This window comes from Mesorhizobium qingshengii (assembly GCF_900103325.1).
GTDB classification, from domain to species: Bacteria; Pseudomonadota; Alphaproteobacteria; order Rhizobiales; family Rhizobiaceae; genus Mesorhizobium; species Mesorhizobium qingshengii.
This window is the reverse complement of the sequence record NZ_FMXM01000005.1, coordinates 216,722-236,081: the sequence shown is the minus strand read 5'-3', so window position 1 is coordinate 236,081 and position 19,360 is coordinate 216,722. Positions and strand designations below refer to the sequence as shown.

The following is a 19,360-nucleotide window of genomic DNA, read 5'->3' as shown; positions in this document are numbered from 1 at the left end:
GCGTTCCTCCTCAGGCAGCGGCGCGCGCGTAGCTGGTCTCGACCTCTTCCTTGAGGTCGGCCCAGATCGTGCGCGAGTAATCGATGAAGCTCTGCTCGTAGCGGATATCGGCGACCACGCGCGGGCGCGGCAGGTCGATCGTGTAGACCGACTTTACGGTGGCCGGCCCGGCGGTCAGCACATAGACCTTGTCGGCCAGCGCAATCGCCTCTTCGAGATCGTGGGTGACGAAGACCACGGATGCCCTGGCCTCGGACCAGAGGCGCAAAAGCTCCTCATGCATGAGAACGCGTGTCTGCACGTCGAGCGAGGAAAACGGTTCGTCCATGAGCAGGATCTCGGGGCCGTTGATGAAGGTCTGGGCGAGCGCCACGCGCTTGCGCATGCCGCCAGAAAGCTGGTGTGGATAGTGCTGCTCGAACCGAGACAGGCCGACGCGCGCAAGCCAGTCGCGTGCCGAGGCCTGGGCTTGCGGCCTGGGCTTGCCGCGGAACAGCGGCCCGGCCATGACGTTCTCGATCACGGTACGCCAGGGGAACAGGGCGTCGGTCTGGAATACGAAGCCGATGCGCGGGTCTATTCCCTTTACCGGGCCACCCATGACGCGAACCTCGCCGGCACTTGGGCTGGCCAACCCGGTGATCAGGTTGAGGGTGGTCGACTTTCCGCAACCGGTCGGACCGACGACGGCGACGAATTCGCCGCGCTCGACCGTCATGGTGAAGTCGCGCAGCGCCGTCAGCGATTTGCCAGTGGGGGAAAGGAAGCGGCGGCTGACATTGATCAGCTCAATCGCTGGTGTGGTCTTTTCATGGGCCATGGTGAAGCTCCGGGTTCGAGCGAACGCCCGCCGTCGGCCAGAGCCGCCGGACGTCAAGGACTGACGATTGCCGACGCGATGCCTTCATCGCGCCGGCACGGGTCGGCTACTTGGCGTTTTTGACGAATTCCGTGGTGTAGGTCTTGGAAAGGTCGATCTGCTTGCCTTGCAGGTCCTTCTTGAAGGCCGAGAGCACTGTCAGCACCGTTTCCGGGCCGCCTTCGGGCATGACCCCATCGGCGGTGAACATCGCCTTGCCGGCGTCCAGCGCCTTCACATAACCTTCCTTGTCGCCGACATAGTAGTCCTTTGGCATCTTGTCGGCGATTTCCGCGCCGCTATGGGTGTTGATGAACTTCAGTGTCTTGACGAAGGCATTCGCCAGTTTCTGCACCGTCTCCTTGTGCGCGTCGACCCAGTCCGTCTGCATGTAAAGGGAGGCAGCCGGGTAGGTGCCGCCGAGCGCGGCCTTGGTGCCTTCAATCGTGCGCATGTCGATAAGAACGGACGCTTCGCCGGTCTTCAGCAACCGAGTGATCGTCGGTTCGGTCGTCATGCCGGCCTGGATCTTGTCCTGCTGCATGGCAGCGATGAAGGTATTGCCGGCGCCGACCGGAACCGAGGTGAATTCGCCGAGCTTCAGCCCGTTCTTGACGGCGAGATATTCCGTCAGGAAGTTTGTCGAGGAGCCAAGGCCGGTGACGCCAAGGCTCATGCCCTTGAAGTCGGCGGGCGACTTGATCTCGGGATGCTTGGTCGAAACAAGCTCGACTTCACCAGGCGCCTGGCTGAACTGGACGACGGATTCGACGAATTTACCTTTCGCCTGCAGGTCGATGCTGTGGTCATAGAAACCGACCACCCCTTGCACGGCCCCGGCAAGCATCTCATTCTCCGCATCGACGCCGGCCGGCTCGTTCAGCAGCTCGACATCGAGACCTTCGTCCTTGAAGTAGCCGAGCGCTTCCGCCAGCTTGGCGGGCAGGTAGATCTGCTTTTCGTAGCCACCCACCATGATGGAGATCTTTTCGTCGGCGCGTGCGGACGGCGCGGACAAGGCCATGGTGGCGACGAGTGCGGTTGTGGCGGCTGAATCGAGCAGAATTCGCGCGAGCGACATGGCCTTCTCCCTTTGTTCGTTTCCCGCGCCCCTCTCTCTCCCATCGCTTTCCGCGACAATATGGGGGCGCCCGTCAACACTTAAGTCACCAACCTTTCAGCCACCTTTCAAGGCAACCGGGAAAGTCACCGCAAACCTAGGCGTTCAATCCAAGCACGTCGCGCATGTCATATTCGCCGGGCGAGCGCCCCGCCACCCAAAGCGCCGCCGCGATGGCGCCGCGGGCGAACATGATGCGATCGCCGGCTGAATGCGACAGGGTCACGGTCTCGCCCTCGGCACAGAAGCTGACGCCGTGCTCGCCGACGATGCTGCCGCCGCGTATCACCGCGAAGCCGATTTCGCCTGCCGGCCGCGCGCCGGTGGGGCCGTCGCGGGCGCGCCTTGCGACGGTGTCCAGTTCGATACCGCGACCGCCGGCCGCGGCTTGCCCCAGCATCAGCGCCGTCCCCGACGGCGCATCGATCTTGTGGCGATGATGGGCCTCGACAATCTCGACATCCCAGTCGTCGCGGTCGAGGGCCGTCGCCGCCTGCTCGACCAGTCCAACCAGCATGTTGAGCCCGACCGAAAAGCTGCCGGAGCGCACGATGGCGATGGTTTTCGCGGCATCGGCGATGGTGGCCAATTCAGCAGCATCGAAGCCGGTCGAGCCCGTGACCAGTGCTGGCCCGCCATGGCCAGCGCAAAACCTGACCAGATCAGCCGATGCCGCCGGCGTGGTGAAATCGATCACCACGTCGGCCTTGGCAAGCGCCTCGTCGCGGCTCACCAGCCCTTCGCCAACGATGCCCGGTCGGTGGAAACGGGCGACGAGCGCCAGCCGCGGATCGGCCTGGACGGCATCCACCATCTGGCGGCCCATGCGGCCAAGCGCCCCCGCGATGGCGATCCTGATCGGCGATTGGGACATGGCGCTATCCCTTGCTACTATTTCCACATGCCGCGCATGCGCGCGCCAATGTCGACGCGCACCTCTGGCCGCGGCGCCCTGCCCTGCGCCGCTTGCGCGCTCGGCCACGACATCTGCTGGAACGCAGCGAGGATCGAAGCCGGGATGAAGCGGGTGCGCGAGGCATAGAGGTGGCGGTCGCCCCGTGCCGCCTGGCCGTGCGGAAAGAAGCGCTGCGGCATGACCAGGCTGAGATTGTCCTTGGCCCTTGTCATCGCCACGTAGAGCAGGCGGCGCTCCTCCTCGATATCTTCCTTGGTGCCGACGCCGAGATCGGCCGGAATACAGCCGTCGACCGTGTTGAGCACGAAGACATTCTTCCATTCCTGGCCCTTGGCCGAGTGGATGGTCGACAGGATCAGATAGTCCTCATCACGATGCGGCGGGCCGGCCTGATCGCTGGTGGCGTCCGGCGGGTCTAGCGTCAGTTCGGTCAGAAACCGTTCGCGCGAGGCATAACCCGAACCGATCTGCTCGAGCTGCAAAAGGTCCGCGCGCCTGGTCGTCGCGTCCTCGTGGATGCGTTCCAGATGCAGCTCGTACCACAGCCTGACCTGTTCGAGGTCGGCCGGCCATTTGGCGCCGGCTCGCAGACCCGAATAAAGCGCGACAAAACCCGGCCAGTCGTCCGCCGCGCGTTGCGGCGGGCGCCAGCCGGCAAGGCCCATCGCCTCGTCCAGCGCCGACGCCATCGTCTCGACGATCTGCGCGGCAGCCGAAGGGCCGATGCCCGGCATCAACTGCAGCACACGGAATCCGGCGACCCGGTCGCGTGGGTTTTCGGCAAAACGCAGCACCGCCAGCACATCCTTGACATGAGCGGCATCGAGGAACTTCAGGCCGCCGAACTTGACGAAGGGAATGTTGCGCCGCGTCAGTTCGATCTCCAGCGGGCCGCTGTGGTGCGAGGCGCGAAACAGCACCGCCTGCGATTTCAGCGCCGTGCCGGCCTCGCGCTCGGCCAGGATGGCGTCGCAGACGAAGTTGGCCTGCTCGACCTCGTCCCGCACGGTCACCAGTCTTGGCTTGTCAGATGATTTGCGCTCCGACCACAGGTTCTTCGTGAAGCGCTCCGAAGCCTCGCCGATCACCGCATTGGCGGCGGCCAGGATGGTTTCGGTCGAGCGATAATTGCGTTCCAGCATCACCACATCGGCGGCCCGCGCGAACTGTTTTGGGAAATCGAGGATGTTGCGCACCTCGGCGGCACGGAACGAATAGATCGACTGCGCATCGTCGCCGACCACCGTCAGCCCGGCGCCGTCGGGTTTCAGCGCCATGAGGATCGACGCCTGCAGCCGGTTGGTGTCCTGGTATTCATCGACCAGCACATGGTCGAAACGCCCGCCCAGATGCGCCGCTATTTCAGGCTCGGCCGCCATCTGCGCCCAATAGAGCAGCAGGTCGTCGTAATCGAGCACGTTCTGCGCCTGTTTGGCCTCGACATAACCGGCGAACAGCTGCTTCAGCTGCTCCGCCCAGCCAGCGCACCAGGGGAAGGCGGACCCCAATACCTCTCCAAGCGGCGCCTGCGCATTGACGGCGCGCGAATAGATGGCAAGGCAGGTGCCCTTGGTCGGAAAGCGCGCTTCCGTCTTCGAAAATCCCAGCTCGTGCCGCACCAGGTTCATCAGGTCGGCGGAATCCTCGCGGTCATGGATGGTGAAGGCCGGGTCGAGGCCGATTTCCAGCGCATAGTCGCGCAGCAGCCTCGCACCGATGCCGTGAAAGGTGCCGGCCCAGGTCAGCGCATCCGTGATCACCGCAGCGTCGCGGCCGAGCACCTCACCGGCGATACGCTCGACGCGCCTGGCCATTTCGGACGCGGCACGGCGCGAAAAGGTCATCAGCAGGATGCGGCGCGGGTCGGCACCCCTGACGATGAGATGGGCGACGCGGTGCGCCAGCGTGTTGGTCTTGCCCGAACCGGCCCCGGCGATGACCAGCAGCGGTCCACCGATCTTGCCGTCGCCGTGCTCGACGGCCTGGCGCTGGGCATCGTTCAGCCGGGCAAGATAGGCCGGCTGAACGGTCGGCTCCCGAAAGGACGAATCAGGTGTGGCGAGGTTCATCGCCCATCAAGCATCGTTTCTGCTTTGTTCGCAACGTCGATGCGCGGAGGCACTCGCGCAGACTCAGGGCTGGCAGATCGCCCTTAGCGTTGGGGATCGACTCCCATCTCCGCCGACTGCCGGCGCAAAGCTTCACGATCATATTGCGATGGCGGAAGCAGCAGCGGGTCGATTGTATCAGGCACGTCGTCGATCATCTGCCGGGTGATGCGGTACGTGACATAGGCCAAAGCGCCGGCGATAAGCAGACGGAACATGATTGCATACTCCATTGGAACAGGACCAACCCGAGGGGACGCATTTGGTTCCCTCGCCGAGTATCCAGGCTGCGTGATGATGATCGAGAGCCGTAATGACCGCTGCTAATGCTCAGCCCGTTCCGGTATCTGGGCGATGCATTCCTCGAGACGCTCCAGGCGGAACTTTGCATTGCGAAGTTCGTGTCCGGCTTCAAACCGCCGATGACGTCCCTGAGGTGTGGCCGCCATCAGGTCGCGCTCCAGTTCGGCAATGCGCGCACGCACCTGCCGGGCCTCGTCCTGGCGCAACGCCTTGATCCATCCACGCCCACGCATCGGTCTTCCCGCCAGAACCCCCAGAAGGCATGCCCGAGTCATGCCAGAGAAATCCTAATTTCCCGCAAGCCCAAAAACTCTAAATTTAACTTTCGCTAATTTAGCGTCAGCAAGGAGGCCCCTTCGGGAAGAAGGCCGGCGCCGCTTGGGAGGTGAAGGCGCCGGCCAAGCGGATATCAGGTCCGCCGCACAGCGGAGGATAGCTGAGTCTCGCGCCCACGTCATGGCGGTTGTGATTGCCCACCGCCACGATCGGCTGGTTGACCGTTTTTGAATCAGGTTGGGGCAATGGCGAGCGCGGCCTGGCGATCAAACCGCGATCATCTACCGGTTTCGAGTCTTTGCCTGGCCACCGCGACGTGGAAGTTCGTGCCGAACAACAGCCCGTCATCGTTGAAATCGTAGCTGGAATTGTGCAGCGGCGCGGAGGCTTCGCCATTGCCAAGGAAGACGAAGCAGCCAGGCACACGGTCGAGGAAGCGGGCGAAATCCTCCGAACCCGTCATCGGCTCGCGGGCGACGGCGATGTTGCCGGGCTCGAAGACGCTTTTTGCTGCAGCAAAGGCCTGCTCCACCAGTTCGGCATCGTTGCGCAGCGGCACGAATTCGCGGCTGTAATTGACCTCGGCGACGACATTGTATGCGGCGGCGGTGCCCTCGGCGATGATGCGCATCTGCCGCTCGATCTCGGCGCTGACCTCGGGGCGGAAGCTGCGCGCGTCGCCAAGGATGCGGGCAAGACCGGGTAGCGCGTTGCGGGTGCCGTCGGTGATCAGCTCGGTCACCGAAACCACGGATATGTCGGCCGGGCTCAGCCGACGCGAGACGATGGTTTGCAGATTGGTGACCAGTGCGCATGCGGCAACCAGCGTTTCATGCCCCCCATGCGGCCGCGCCGCATGGCCGCCAAGCCCCTTCAGCACGATCTCGAAATTGTCCTCGGCCGACATGATGGGGCCGGTGCGCGTCTCGAAATGCCCGACGGGCAGGCCGGGCATGTTGTGCAGGCCAAAGATCTCGTCGAAGGGAAAGCGCTGCATCAGGCCATCGTCGAGCATGGCCAGCGCGCCCCTGCCCCATTCCTCGGCCGGCTGGAAGATGAAACGCACCGTGCCGTCGAAGCCGCCTTCGCTGGCCAAGAGTTTTGCCGCACCGAGCAACATGGTGGTGTGGCCGTCATGGCCGCAGGCATGCATGATGCCGGGGTTCTGCGAGCGGTAGGCGGCCGCCGACTGCTCGGTAATGCGCAGCGCATCCATGTCGGCCCTGAGCGCAATCGCCCGGTTGCCGGTGCCGCGCTTCAGCGTGCCAACGACACCGGTACCGCCGACCCCCTCGGCGACGTCATCGAGGCCGAATTCACGCAGCTTTGCCGCGACGAAGGCTGCGGTACGCCTTTCCTCGAAGCCGAATTCGGGATGCGCGTGCAGGTCACGCCGCCAGAGAATCATTTCTTGCTTCAGCGCATCATGATCGAACTCAGACATTATTCTCCCCCTCCTGACCTAGCTTGCAAGTTGGGTGACGACATCAAGCAGGATGTTGGCACCGGCGACAAGCTCGGCATCTTCGGTATGCTCGCGCGGATTGTGGCTGATGCCGCCGGCGCTCGGGACGAAGATCATCGCTGCCGGCGCGATCCGCGCCATCATCTGCGCATCATGGCCGGCACCGGATGTCATGCGCTTGGCGCCAAGACCGCGGTTTTTCGCGGCGGCCTCGATCCGTTCGACGATGCGGAGGTCGAACAGCACCGGCTCGAAGCGGGCCAGCCGTTCGACCGAAACGGTCACATTCTCGGCGGCAGCAAGCTGCTCGAGATAACTGGCCAGCGCCGCCTCCTCCGCCCGCAGGTGCTGTTCGTCGGGATCGCGCAGATCGACAGTGAAGACGGCGCGCGAGGGAATGACGTTGATGGCATTCGGCTCGAAACGGATCGAGCCCACGGTGGCCACGGTCGGGGCCTTCGAGCCCTTGGCCCGGTCGCGCAGGAAGGTGATGACCCGGGCCGCGGCATGGCCGGCGTCGCTGCGCATCGACATCGGCGTGGTGCCGGCATGGTTGGCGACGCCGTCGATGGTGACACGCTGCCAGGAAATGCCTTGCAGATTTTCCACGGCGCCGATCGGCATGCCCTCACGCTCCAGCACCGGCCCCTGCTCGATATGCAATTCGAGATAGGCGTGCGGCTTGAGAAAGCCGGGCTCTTCGTCACCGGCATAGCCGATGCGGGCAAGCTCCTGCCCGAGCACGCTGCCATCGGTGCCGACAGCCGCCAGCACGGTACCGACGTCGATGCCGCCGGCATGGACCAGCGAGCCCATCATGTCGGGGGTATAGCGCACGCCCTCTTCGTTGGTGAAAGCGGCGACCGCGATCGGGCGCGACGGCGAAAAGCCGGATGCCTTCAGCGTCTCGATCACCTCCAGCCCGGCAAGCACGCCGTAGCAGCCGTCATAGATGCCGGCATCTATGACGGTGTCGATGTGCGATCCGATCAGCAGCGGCGCCTGCCCGGCATTTTCCGGGCTCTGCCAGATGCCGAAGATGTTGCCGACCCTGTCGATGGCGACATCGAGCCCGGCCCGCCGCAGCCAGCCGACGAACAGGTCGCGACCCTGCTTGTCGGTGTCTGAGGCGGCCAGCCTGGTTAGTCTGTTTTCATCATCACGGCCGACGGCGCCGAGTTCACGGATACGGCCAAGCAGGCGCGGCGCGTCGACCGTGATCACGACAGCGCTCCGGCAAGCAGTCCGCCGGCCAGCACATCGGCCGGACTCATCCCAACCAGCTCGGCATAGCGATGCGGGTCGGTGGCGCCTTCGGTGTTGATCACCAGCACCCGGGATCGGCCGTCGAGCCCAAGTGCGACCTTCTTGTCGGCCACTGCCCTGATCAGCCCGGCAAGACCGACACCGCCGCTTTCACCGGCGACGATCACCGGATCACCGGCGCTCGGCTGGGCCAGCCGCCGCATCGCCGCGATGGCGTCGGCCTCGTCCACGGTCATGAAGGCGTCGGCGGCACGCGCCAGCACGCGCCAGGCAACCGGCGAGGCCTCGTAACATTCAAGCATCGCCATCACCGTCGGCTGGTCGTGCGCGACCTTGACCGGATGCCCCGCCATTGCGGCTGCGACGATGCACGCGGCACGCGCGGGCTCGACCACGATGAAGGTCGGCCTGGCATCGCTGAACAGGATGTCCAGATGGCCGGCCACCGCAGCGGCTATGCCACCAACGCCGGCCTGCACGAAGACGTGGGTTGGCGGTTCGGTGAGCTGGCGCAACGCTTCGCGCACGATCGTCGTATAGCCCTGCATCACCAGGCCGGGAATGCGTTCATAACCCGCCCACGAGGTGTCGGAGACCACGGTCCAGCCTTTCTCGGCCGCGACGCGCGCGGCTTGCCTGACCGAATCATCATAGTTGCCGTCGACGCGGACCATCTCGGCGCCGTAGCGGGCGATCGCTGCTATGCGTTCATCGCTGACGCCGGCGTGGACGAAGATCGCCGCCCTGGCACCGACGAGTTGCGCGCCTTGCGCGACCGAGCGGCCGTGATTGCCGTCGGTGGCGCAGGCCACCGTCATCGTCGCGGCGACGGCCCGAACATCGGGACGATCGAGATCGGCCACATCGATGGGCCGGCCAAGCGACCGGCTGGCCTCTTCCAATACCAGCCGGAAGACAGCATAGGCGCCGCCCAGTGCCTTGAAGCTGCCAAGTCCGAGGCGAAAGCCCTCATCCTTGACATGCAATGCACCGAGGCCGAGTTCAGCGGCCAGCGTCGGCAGGGCATGCAGCGGCGTTATCAAGTGATTGTTGCGATGAGCCAGAAAACGCTCGACGGTGTCGGCCCCGGCGACCCCCAGGGTTTCGGCATCGACCGGATCGAGCGGCTGGCGGTGCATTGCATTGTGATTGAGCAGGAACACTGGTTGCCTCCTTGGCGTCTGGCGAGAACATATTGCAGGACCGGCGCAAAGAGCGCTGTAATACGGCCCTCGAAATGCAAGTTTGTTTCGTCAGGATATATTCCCTTGCCAGCATCGCCGCCCTCGCTCGACAGCTTCGATCTCGCCATCCTTGCCATCCTGCAACGGGACAACACGACGCCGCAGCGGCTGATTGGCGAAGCGGTGAACCTGTCGGCGCCGGCTGTGCAGCGCCGCATCAAGCGCATGGAACAGACCGGCGTCATTGCCGGAAATGTCGCCGTGGTCGAGCCGGCGGCGGTCGGCCAGCCCATCACCATCTTCGTCGAGGTGGAGCTGGAGAGCGAGCGCACCGAATTGATCGACGCCGCCAAGCGGCAATTCTCGGAAACGCCTGAAGTGCAGCAATGCTACTACGTCACCGGCGAAGCCGACTTCATCCTCGTCCTCACCGTGGCCGACATGGGCGCCTATGAGGCGCTGACGCGAAAACTGTTCTTCGACAGCAACAATGTCCGGAAATTCCGCACCTTCGTGGCCATGGACCGCGTCAAGGTAGGGCTGACGGTGCCGTTGCCGGATTGAGCCTTGCCGGCAGGGCAGGTCCTGCCATGCTTTTGACATTCTCCGGACGCGAATTGAGGTGGGAGGCGCGCTTGGACGACACCACACCCGTTGCGATCATCGGTGCCGGGCCGGCGGGCCTGGCCGTTGCCGCATGCCTGCGACAGGCCGGCGTCGACTTCATCCTTTTTGAAAAAGAGCGGCAGGCCGCACCCGCGTGGCGGCGCCACTATGAGCGTGTCCATCTGCATACGACCAAGCGCTATTCGTCCCTGCCCTTTGTGCCCTTCCCGAAGCACTATCCACGTTATGTGCCGCGCGATCTCTTCGTCGAATATCTCGATGCCTATGCGCAACGCTTCGACCTCAAGCCCCGCTTCGGAGAAACAGTCAAAGCCGTCACCCGGGACGGTCGCGGCTGGCGTGTGGACGCGACATCCGGGCCGTTGCGGTCCAGGCATGTGGTGATCGCAGCAGGCTACAATGCCGAGCCCTTGCGGCCCGGATTTGCCGGCATAGACACCTTCACCGGCAAGACGCTGCACAGCGCCGACTATCGCAATGCCACGCCTTTTGCCGGTCAGTCGGTGCTGGTCGTCGGCATGGGCAACACCGGCGCGGAGATTGCGCTCGATCTGGCGGAAAACGGCGCAAAGCCGACGCTTTCCGTGCGCGGCGGCGTTCATATCGTGCCGCGCGAACTGTTAGGCGTTCCCATCCAGATGGTCGGCATGGCGGCGCGCCTGGGGCCGCAACGCTTCAATGACGTCCTCTTCCCCATCATCCTCGACCTGGTGCTGGGCAGGCTGGAAAAATATGGGCTTAAACGGCCGAGACAGGGACTGCTGGAACAGATTGCGATTGCATCGCGCATTCCGGTGATCGACGTGGGCACCATCGGCAAGATCCGCGAGGGCGCGATCAAGATTGCCCCCCATATCGCCGAGATCTCGGAACGCGGCGCCCGTTTTGCCAACGGCAAACACAGCGAATTCGACGCGATCATCTTCGCGACCGGTTTCCGGCCGGGCTATGCCAGATTTCTCGAGCCCGGCATCCAGCCGGACCGCAGTGGCGTTACCGCGCAAGCTTCGGATCTCGGCCTCTACCTCGTTGGCTTCCACAATGCAGTCACCGGATTGCTGCGCGAAATCGGGATCGAAGCCCAAGCGATCGCCGACGACATCCGCTACCGGCAGAACAGAAAACGGGCGGCCGAAATCCTGCCGGTATAGTTGGCCCCGGACGGCCGACGCGCTCGCCCAGCTCAACTTGCCTTGCGCAGCCAGACCTTGTTGTCATGGAAGGCTGCGCCGCCATAGGGCGCCGGCGCGTCGGCGCCGGTCAGCACGTTGATGCCCTCGCCGCGCTCATGGGCGCTGTTCGGCCAGATGCCTTCGGCGATCACGACGCCACGCTTGATGCCATCGAACAGCTTTGCGTGCAGCACCACCTCGCCGCGCTGATTGCCGACCTCAACGCGATCGCCGTCGGCGAGCCCGAGCGCCGTGGCATCTTCGGGATGCAGAAGGAGCTCCGGACGGCCCTCCTTGGCCTTCGATACCGGCGTTTCCGAGAAGGTCGAGTTGAGAAAATTGCGCGCCGGCGAGGTCGTCAGCCGGAACGGATGCGCCTCGTCCGCCACTTCGATCAGGTCGACATGATCGGGAAACTCGGGCAGCCGTTCGACCGGTCCGAACAGGCCCATGCTCTTCGGAGGCCGGTTGGGAGCCGCCTGGCCGGTCCAGTCGGCGCGGAATCGGAATTTTCCATCGGCATGGCCAAAGCCCTTGATGAAGTGCGCGGTGTCGAAATCGGGCTGCAGGTCGACCCACTTGTCTTCCTTCAAGCTGTCGAAGCTGCCCAGCCCGCGCTTGCCCAGGATGATGTCGATATGCTGCTGTTCGGTCAGGCCGAAGCCCGGGCGGTCCGCGACGCCAAGGCGCTCGGCCAATTCCTCGATGACGAAATGGTTGGTGCGAGGCCCCTCCGGCGGGTCGATCAGCTTGGGGCCGAGCGTGATGTGCTGGTTGCCACCACCCTTGTAGACGTCGTCATGTTCAAGGAACATCGTTGCCGGCAGCACGACATCGGCGAGTTTTGCCGTGTCGGTCATGAACTGCTCGTGCACGCAGGTGAACAGGTCGTCGCGCAGGAAACCCTGCTTCACAAGCCGCTGTTCCGGCGCGACGTTGGCCGGATTGGTGTTCTGGATCAGCATGGCCGTTACCGGGGGGCCGCCATAGAGCGCGTCAGGGGCGCCGGTCAGCACCGGGCCGATGCGCGAATGGTCGAGATAGCGGATCGAGGGATCGCGCATCTTCGTGCCTTCCAGCACATCCTGGTTGAGCTTGAAGATGCCGGAATTCGAGTGGAAGGCGCCGCCGCCCTCATATTGCCAGCAGCCGGTGACCGCGGCGATGGAGGCCGCCGCGTGCATGTTGACCGAGCCATTGCGCTGGCGCGCAAAACCATAGCCGAGGCGGAAATAGGTTTTCTTGGTCGTGCCGACGAGGCGGGCGAAGGCCTCGATCTCGGCGACGGTGAGCCCTGTGATATCGGCCGCCCACTCCGGTGTGCGCGTCCGCAGATGCTCTTCGAGGCCCTTCGGGTCGTCGGTGTATTTTTCCAGATAGGCGCGGTCGGCTAGGCCTTCCCTGAACAGCACATGCATGACCGCGCAGGCCAGCGCGCCGTCGGTACCGGGCCTGAGCACCAGGCCGAGATCGGCCTGCTTCATCGTCGCGTTTTCGTAAACGTCGATGACGACGATCCTGGCGCCGCGTTCCTTGCGCGCCTTGATGGCGTGAGTCATCACATTGACCTGCGTGACCACGGCATTGGTGCCCCAGATCACCACGCAGTCGGATTTGGCCATCTCGCGCGGGTCCGGCCCACGCAAGGCGCCCGCCCCCATCATCCAGCCGGTCCAAGCCAGATTGGTGCAGATCGAACCGAAGAAGCCAGAATATTTCTTGGCATGGCGCAGCCGGTCAATGCCGTCGCGCTGCACCAGCCCCATCGTGCCGGCATAGTAGTAGGGCCAGACCGTCTCCGAGCCGTATTTTGCCTCGGCATCGATGAATTTTTCGGCGACGAGGTCAAGCGCGGCTTCCCAACTCGCTTCCTTCCAGACGCCGTCGCCCTTGGCGCCCGCCCGCACCAGCGGCTTCAGCAACCGGTCCGGATGATGGACGCGGTCGGCGTAGCGGGCGACCTTGGCGCAGATGACACCGGCCGTGTAGCTGTTGGCCTTGGCGCCATGGACGCGGCCGATGCGGTTCCCATCGAGCAGCTCGACCTCGAGCGCGCAGGTCGACGGGCAATCATGCGGGCAGGCCGAATGGCCGACCCTGAGCTTGGCGTGCTGGTTCATGGCACGTGTCTAACGGCTTTCGGGCGTGACGTGTAGGGCCAGTTATACGCCGTCAGTTCGCGTGAAGAGCGCATTGTAGGCACCGCATTTTGGGCAATGCATATGACGGTCGACATGCGAGGCCCCTGCGCCAGCGTCGACGATAACCAGATTGCCTTCTCCGCATTCAGGACATTTTACGACAGCCCCGGGATTGATCGCCAAAACCTTCGCAGCCCAAGCCAGGATTCCTTCGACGCACTCACTCCGCCGTGCCTTCCTCATATTCGGCCGACATGGTCAGCCATTTTTCCTCATGGCCGGCCAGCGTCTGGGCGAGTTGCGAGCGCTCCTTGGCTAGGCGCGTCGCGGTCGAGGGATCCTTTTCATAGATCGCCGGGTTGGCCAATTCGTCCTCGATGCCGTCGATGCGCTTGCGGATGCGGTCCATCAGCGCTTCGGTGGCGCGGATTTCCTTGGCAAGCGGCTCGAAGGCGGCACGGCGCTGGGCTGCATCGCGGCGGCGATCGGCTTTTGATGCCTTGTCGGCCTCGCGCTTGCCGCGGCGGTCGCCTGACACGCCTGTGACCAGCGTCTTGTAGTCTTCCAGGTCGCCATCATAGGGATTGACCGCGCCATCCTTGACCAGCCACAGCCGGTCGGCCGTCGCCTCGAGCAGATGGCGGTCGTGCGAGATCAGGATGACAGCGCCGGGGAACTCGTTCAGCGCATGGATCAGCGATTCGCGGCTGTCGATGTCGAGATGGTTGGTCGGCTCGTCGAGGATAAACAGGTTTGGGCCCTCGAAGGCCGACAGGCCCATCAGCAGCCTCGCCTTCTCGCCGCCCGACAGATCCTTGGCGGCGGTGTTCATCTTCTCGGTGGTGAGACCAAACTGGGCAACGCGGCCGCGCACCTTCGATTCAGGCGCCTCTGGCATTAGCCGGCGGACATGCTCGTAGGCGTTTTCGTCAGGTCGGAGATCATCAAGCTGGTGCTGGGCGAAGATCGCCACTTTCAGCCCCGGCGCCACTGTCATGGTGCCGCTCTCCGGCTTCAGCCGGCCGGACAGCAATTTGGCGAAGGTCGACTTGCCGTTGCCGTTGGCGCCAAGCAGCGCGATGCGGTCATCGGCGTCGATGCGCAGCGTCATCTTCTTGAGGATCGGCTGCCCCTCGGTATAGCCGACACTGACGTTGTTCAGCGCGATGATCGGCGAAGCCACCGTCTTGACTGGCACCGGGAAGGAGAACGGCCGAACCGTGTCGTTGACGATGGCCGCGATCGGCTTCATCTTCTCCAGCGCCTTGATGCGCGACTGCGCCTGCCTGGCCTTGGAGGCCTTGGCACGGAAGCGCTCGACGAAGGATTCCATGTGCTTGCGAGCGGCTTCCTGCTTGACGCGGCCCTTCTCCTGCAGCTCCTTCTGCTCGGTGTACTGGCGCTCGAACTGATCGTAGCCGCCGCGCCAAAAGGTCAGCTTCTTCTGGTCGAGATGAACGATCGAGTTGACGGCGCGGTTGAGCAGGTCGCGATCGTGCGAAATCAGGAGCACCGTGTGCGGATACTTCGACACATAGTTTTCCAGCCACAGCGTGCCTTCGAGATCGAGATAGTTGGTCGGCTCATCGAGCAGCAGAAGGTCGGGCTCGGAAAACAGCACGGCGGCGAGCGCCACGCGCATGCGCCAACCGCCGGAAAAGGACGAGGCCGGGCGCCGCTGCGCCGCGTCGTCGAAGCCGAGGCCGGCCAGAATGGTTGCCGCGCGTGACTCGGCTGAATGCGCGTCGATATCGGCCAGCCGCATGTGGATGTCGGCGATGCGGTGTGGATCGGTGGCGGTTTTTTCCTCTTCGAGGAGCGCCGTGCGTTCGAGGTCGGCCTTGAGCACGATCTCGATCAGCGGATCCTCGGTGCCCGGCGCTTCCTGCGCCACCTGCCCGATGCGCGTATTCTTGGGCAGGCTGATCGACCCGGTCTCGGAGGGGAAATCGCCGGTAATGGCCTTGAACAGCGTCGTCTTGCCGGTGCCATTGCGGCCGACAAGGCCGGCCTTGGTGCCGGCCGGCAAGGTCAGCGAAGCATGGTCGAGAAGCAGGCGTCCGGCCATGCGGAGCGAAAGGTCTGAGATAACAAGCATGGCGGCGCTTTTGCACCGGACATCAACGCTTCGCAAGGCCTTGCGGGCCAGTTGGCCGCACAAGGCCCGAAAACGACGCCTGCAACAGCGCCGTCAGGGTAGCCGTTCAGTGACTTGCCATACGGCCGAAGCCCCCGCTCAGGCAGTGGTCTTGCGCTTTGCCCTGGTCGCGGCGGGTGGTGCGGCGGGCTTGCGGCCAAGTCCCGTCGATTTTGCCAGCGCCGACCGTGTTGCCGAGTAGCTTGGAGCAACCATCGGATAGTCCGGCGGCAGCCCCCATTTGGCCCGATAATCGTCCGGGCTCAGGCCATAGTCGGTCCTGAGGTGCCGCTTGAGCGACTTGAACTTCTTTCCATCCTCAAGGCAGACGATGTAGTCGGGGAACACCGACTTCTTCGGGTTCACGGCCGGAACCAGGCTAGGGCTTTCCGTGACAGCCACACCGGCCAGCTTCCGAACCGAGGCGCTGACGCTGGCAATCAATTCAGGCAAGCCGGAAGCCGGAAGCGGATTGTTGCCTACATAGGCCGAGACAATATCGGCCGTCAGCTCGATAACGGTCTTATCATCGATATTTGACAAATCTTTCACCCTATCTGCGACAAAGTCATCCACCCCTGCGAAGACTTATGCCGATGTATGTCTCTAACCTCGTCCCCAACGGACCGCCAAGTCTCAACAAGGAATCAAGACTCGCAGAAAATGTTTTCATCGAAAATCGACGTCGTGCAAATTAGAAAATCTAATACTTCGCAGAAGCAGACTTGGCAGTTGGGCTGTCGGCCAATATCTCGAGAATACGCTTCCAGCGGGCGCAACGCCCGAAATCCTTTTGCTCTATCGCCTTTTCGGCCTTCATCGCGGCGTAAAGCGGCGCCTCGGCACCAAACTCCTTGATCAGCCAAAACGCTTCCTGCCTGGCGAGGCGTTCATTTTCGTCAAACATGATTTTCGGCCTCCGAACGTTCCATGCCGACCGCGAGACAACTGCCAATGACGAGGACGGCTCCGGCAATGGCGGTCATCGTCATCCGCTCGCCGGACAGGGTCAGCAGCAGCGTCGAAGCGATCGGCGTGAGATAGGCGACGACCGCGACCTTGCCGCTGCCTTCGAGCTTCAGGGCGCGCGACCAGAAATAGTAGCCCAACCCCATCGGACCGGCGCCCAGATAGAGCCCGAGAGCCAGGTCCGTGCCGGAGGGCCAGGCGACGCCGTCGCGAGCGCTCCACAGAAACGTCAAGGCGACACCGAACAGCGACGACGGCAGCAGCAAGCGATCCGGCGAAGCGGCAACCCGTCCCACCATGACCGAATAGAAAGCCATACACAGCGCAGACCCGAATGCCGCGAGATAGCCGACCAGATCGCCCCGAAGCCAGGACTGGTCGCGCCCTCCCGAAATCACCAGTGCAACGCCGACGAACCCCAGGACCGCGGCAAGACCCAACAATATCGGTCGCCGCGGATTTTCGAGCACGATCACGGCCGCCGCGACCATTAACGGCCAGGTGTATGCCACCAGATTGGCCTCGATCACTGGCACCGAAGCGAAGGCCAGGTATTGCAGCACCATGGTCCCGACGAGGCCGATGATGCCGACGCCGATCGGCGCCAGCCCCATCCAGGCGGCGGGTGCGTCCGGCGCGGCGTTTCTTTGCGGCGCGTCTTCCCGGTTCATCAACCAGATGGCCGCGAAGACAAGGGCGGCTCCCGAAAACTGCAGGAATTGCACCTGCGATACCGGGTGACTTGCCAGCAGGGATTTGCCGACCAATGCATTGGTCGACCACAAAGCCACCGCGCCGGCGGCGAAGACCAGCGCGGATATCGAGCCTGATCCATGCCGAAAGAATCGGTTTGGGGCTCTATCTTCCTGTTTGACCATGATCTTGTCCCAAAACCGGTTCCCACCTTTCGGGATCATGGGTTGTTACCATGATTCCCTGGCTCCGCCCGGAACCGGCGCCTCGGGCGACACCGGAACGGGACGTTCCGCCTCGAACTGGCGATAGGCTGGCAGTTGGTTGGTCCACACATCCTCGGCCAGCTCGTTGACCCATTCGCGGTCGTGGTCGTTGTCGGCGGCAAGATAGAACATCCGGTTGTCGTCGACATAGGGCTTGGCCACGGAGCGCTGGTTGAGCACCAGCGTGACGCGTTCGCCGAACCGGATCGGCGCCGTGCGATGCAGGACACCAAGGAACTGCCCGAGCGTGGCATAGTTCATCTTGTGGTCGATGCGCATGACACGGTTGCGCGGGATCTCGCGGCCGGATTCGAGGATGGCACGGCCGGTTTCAGAGTCGTCGCAGTAGATTTCGAGATGGCCGCCGACCAACGGATTGCTGATCGACAGCGGAATGAGTTCGGTGACGGGAACGCCATCGCAATGCCATTCGACCGCGCCGTCCTTCGGGTTCATGAAGGTGACGGTCGAACCGACGATCGACAGCGGATAGGGCTCCAACTTGGTGCCCATCATGTCGGACAGCCGCTCCAGGCGCATCTTGTCGTGCAGCAATTCCTTGATTTCGGGGATGAAACGGTCGGCGCCGGTGATGAAGGTCAGATCGAGGTGCTTGTGCACGGCATGGCTGGCCTTGAGCTTCAACGCGGCCTCCTCAATAGCGGCAAGCAGTGCCGGGTCATAGCCGTGAAGATACTGCGCGACGCCGAAGCTCGACACTTTCCAGGCGGTTTCGTGGCCGATGATGGCTTCGCGGCTCATCGCATAGCGCAGTTCGGGAATGGTATGGGCGTTCATTGTACTTCTCCAGGTGGGGGCAAACACTTGGTAAACAGTTGATTAAATTAGCAGCCCCTGTAAAATTAGGAATGCTGGTGCTAGTGTAAGCCCAGCTTAAGGTCGAACCCGTGCGTCTGCTCAGTCAGGTCAACCTCAATTCGCTAAAGATCGTGGAGAGTGCTGCGAGGCACAGGAATTTCACGCGTGCCGGCGAAGAACAATTCATCACCGCTTCGGCGGTGAGCCAGCGCGTCAAAAGCCTGGAGGACCAGCTTCGCTTCAAGATCTTCCAGCGCGGCGGCAATGCGGTGTCGCTGACGCCGGAGGGCGAGACCTATGTCTCGCGCGTGCGCGAAGCTCTGGAGCGGATCGTCGCCGCCAGCATGGAAGCGACTGGGCAGTCGCAGGAACATGTGTTGAAGATATCGGTGCTGCCGACTTTTGCCGCGCGCTGGCTGTTTCCGCGCCTGCCGCTCTTCCAGCGGCAATACCCCGACATAGAGATGCGCGTTTCCACCTCCTATGCGACGCACGAATTCGCGACATCCGAATTCGATATCGAGATCCGTTATGGCGACGGTCATTTTCCCGATCTGAAGGCCGACCTTCTGTTCAAGGAGGACCTGACGCCGGTCTGCAGCCGGAAGCTCTTCCACGAGATCCTGGGCGACATGCCGCTATCGAAAGTGACCCCGGAAGACCTGCGCCACTTCACGCTGCTGCATTCCGACACCTGCACCCACAACTGGCAATCATGGCTCGGCTTCGCTGGCGCCGGCTCCGTGCTCAAGGAGGCCAGAAGCATCTATTTCGATTCGTGCATGATGTCCTACGAGGCTGCCAATGCCGGGATGGGATTTGCCGTGGCCAACCGGGCCTATATGGCCAGCGATATTCGCGCCGAAAGACTAGTCGCTCCGTTCGCGGTCCACCATCCGAACGCCGCAGGATGGTATTTCGTCTGCCCCGACAAGACGCCTTCCGCCCGCAAGACATCACTGTTCAAGCAGTGGATCATGGCGGAGGCCGCTTTGACGCAGAGCCAGCTGGACAGCGAGATCAGCGGCTGATCGTCCGC

Annotated in this window: 18 protein-coding genes; 3 read left to right on the top strand and 15 right to left on the bottom strand. The window is 63.4% G+C overall.

Annotated elements, in window-relative coordinates; all coding sequences use genetic code 11:
* Positions 1-10: 10 nt before the first annotated feature.
* The 9 genes from BLS48_RS10150 to BLS48_RS10110 all read right to left on the bottom strand — a co-directional run bounded on the left by BLS48_RS10150 (position 11) and on the right by BLS48_RS10110 (position 9,476).
* A complete protein-coding gene (locus BLS48_RS10150) occupies positions 11-820 on the bottom strand; it encodes an ABC transporter ATP-binding protein (RefSeq protein ID WP_091577263.1) in 810 nt (269 codons plus the stop codon).
* 106 nt (positions 821-926) lie between these two features.
* Positions 927-1,883: an ABC transporter substrate-binding protein gene (locus BLS48_RS10145; RefSeq protein WP_425284674.1), complete on the bottom strand. Its 957-nt coding sequence runs from the start codon at positions 1,881-1,883 to the stop codon at positions 927-929.
* A 193-nt stretch (positions 1,884-2,076) separates the two neighbouring features.
* Complete coding sequence (gene dapB, locus BLS48_RS10140) at positions 2,077-2,853, bottom strand: 4-hydroxy-tetrahydrodipicolinate reductase (RefSeq protein WP_091577259.1); 777 nt, start codon at positions 2,851-2,853, stop codon at positions 2,077-2,079.
* Between the two features lie 17 nt (positions 2,854-2,870).
* A complete protein-coding gene (locus tag BLS48_RS10135; protein WP_091577257.1) occupies positions 2,871-4,964 on the bottom strand; it encodes an ATP-dependent helicase in 2,094 nt (697 codons plus the stop codon).
* Positions 4,965-5,047: 83 nt separating this feature from the next.
* Entirely contained in the window at positions 5,048-5,221 is a 174-nt protein-coding gene (locus BLS48_RS10130) for a hypothetical protein (RefSeq protein WP_091577586.1), read from the bottom strand.
* A 105-nt stretch (positions 5,222-5,326) separates the two neighbouring features.
* Entirely contained in the window at positions 5,327-5,539 is a 213-nt protein-coding gene (locus tag BLS48_RS10125; RefSeq protein ID WP_091577256.1) for a hypothetical protein, read from the bottom strand.
* 320 nt (positions 5,540-5,859) lie between these two features.
* Positions 5,860-7,026 carry a M20 aminoacylase family protein gene (locus tag BLS48_RS10120; RefSeq protein WP_091577254.1) on the bottom strand — a complete coding sequence of 389 codons (1,167 nt, stop codon included), beginning with the start codon at positions 7,024-7,026 and terminating at the stop codon, positions 5,860-5,862.
* Positions 7,027-7,044: 18 nt separating this feature from the next.
* Positions 7,045-8,271, bottom strand: coding sequence for a Zn-dependent hydrolase (locus BLS48_RS10115; RefSeq protein ID WP_091577253.1), 1,227 nt, complete (start codon positions 8,269-8,271; stop codon positions 7,045-7,047).
* The gene (locus BLS48_RS10110; RefSeq protein ID WP_091577251.1) at positions 8,268-9,476 is read right to left on the bottom strand and encodes a diaminopropionate ammonia-lyase; all 1,209 of its coding nucleotides are present in this window, start codon (positions 9,474-9,476) and stop codon (positions 8,268-8,270) included. Before BLS48_RS10110 ends, BLS48_RS10115 begins: the two co-directional genes overlap by 4 nt.
* A 105-nt stretch (positions 9,477-9,581) precedes the next feature.
* Between BLS48_RS10110 and BLS48_RS10105 the strand changes: the two genes are divergently transcribed.
* Together BLS48_RS10105 and BLS48_RS10100 are read left to right on the top strand one after the other, a co-directional pair.
* Positions 9,582-10,061, top strand: a complete 480-nt coding sequence (locus BLS48_RS10105) for an Lrp/AsnC family transcriptional regulator (protein WP_091577249.1) — start codon at positions 9,582-9,584, stop codon at positions 10,059-10,061.
* Positions 10,062-10,087: 26 nt separating this feature from the next.
* Complete coding sequence (locus BLS48_RS10100) at positions 10,088-11,275, top strand: flavin-containing monooxygenase (RefSeq protein ID WP_167365021.1); 1,188 nt, start codon at positions 10,088-10,090, stop codon at positions 11,273-11,275.
* A gap of 32 nt (positions 11,276-11,307) precedes the next feature.
* Here the strand turns inward: BLS48_RS10100 and BLS48_RS10095 are convergent, their stop codons facing one another.
* The 6 genes from BLS48_RS10095 to BLS48_RS35625 form a co-directional block, all read right to left on the bottom strand.
* A complete protein-coding gene (locus tag BLS48_RS10095; protein ID WP_091577247.1) occupies positions 11,308-13,416 on the bottom strand; it encodes a molybdopterin-containing oxidoreductase family protein in 2,109 nt (702 codons plus the stop codon).
* A gap of 241 nt (positions 13,417-13,657) precedes the next feature.
* Positions 13,658-15,535 carry an ABC-F family ATP-binding cassette domain-containing protein gene (locus BLS48_RS10090; protein ID WP_091577245.1) on the bottom strand — a complete coding sequence of 626 codons (1,878 nt, stop codon included), beginning with the start codon at positions 15,533-15,535 and terminating at the stop codon, positions 13,658-13,660.
* A gap of 138 nt (positions 15,536-15,673) precedes the next feature.
* A complete protein-coding gene (locus BLS48_RS10085) occupies positions 15,674-16,117 on the bottom strand; it encodes a Ros/MucR family transcriptional regulator (protein ID WP_091577243.1) in 444 nt (147 codons plus the stop codon).
* Positions 16,118-16,277: 160 nt separating this feature from the next.
* A complete protein-coding gene (locus BLS48_RS10080; RefSeq protein WP_091577242.1) occupies positions 16,278-16,481 on the bottom strand; it encodes a hypothetical protein in 204 nt (67 codons plus the stop codon).
* Entirely contained in the window at positions 16,474-17,421 is a 948-nt protein-coding gene (locus tag BLS48_RS10075; RefSeq protein WP_091577583.1) for a DMT family transporter, read from the bottom strand. The genes BLS48_RS10080 and BLS48_RS10075 overlap by 8 nt, the downstream gene beginning before the upstream one ends.
* A 45-nt stretch (positions 17,422-17,466) precedes the next feature.
* Entirely contained in the window at positions 17,467-18,300 is an 834-nt protein-coding gene (locus BLS48_RS35625; protein WP_167365020.1) for a hypothetical protein, read from the bottom strand.
* 110 nt (positions 18,301-18,410) lie between these two features.
* Between BLS48_RS35625 and BLS48_RS10060 the strand changes: the two genes are divergently transcribed.
* Positions 18,411-19,352 (top strand): LysR substrate-binding domain-containing protein, encoded by a 942-nt coding sequence (locus tag BLS48_RS10060; RefSeq protein ID WP_091577240.1) that lies wholly within the window; start codon positions 18,411-18,413, stop codon positions 19,350-19,352.
* Positions 19,353-19,360: the final 8 nt, after the last annotated feature.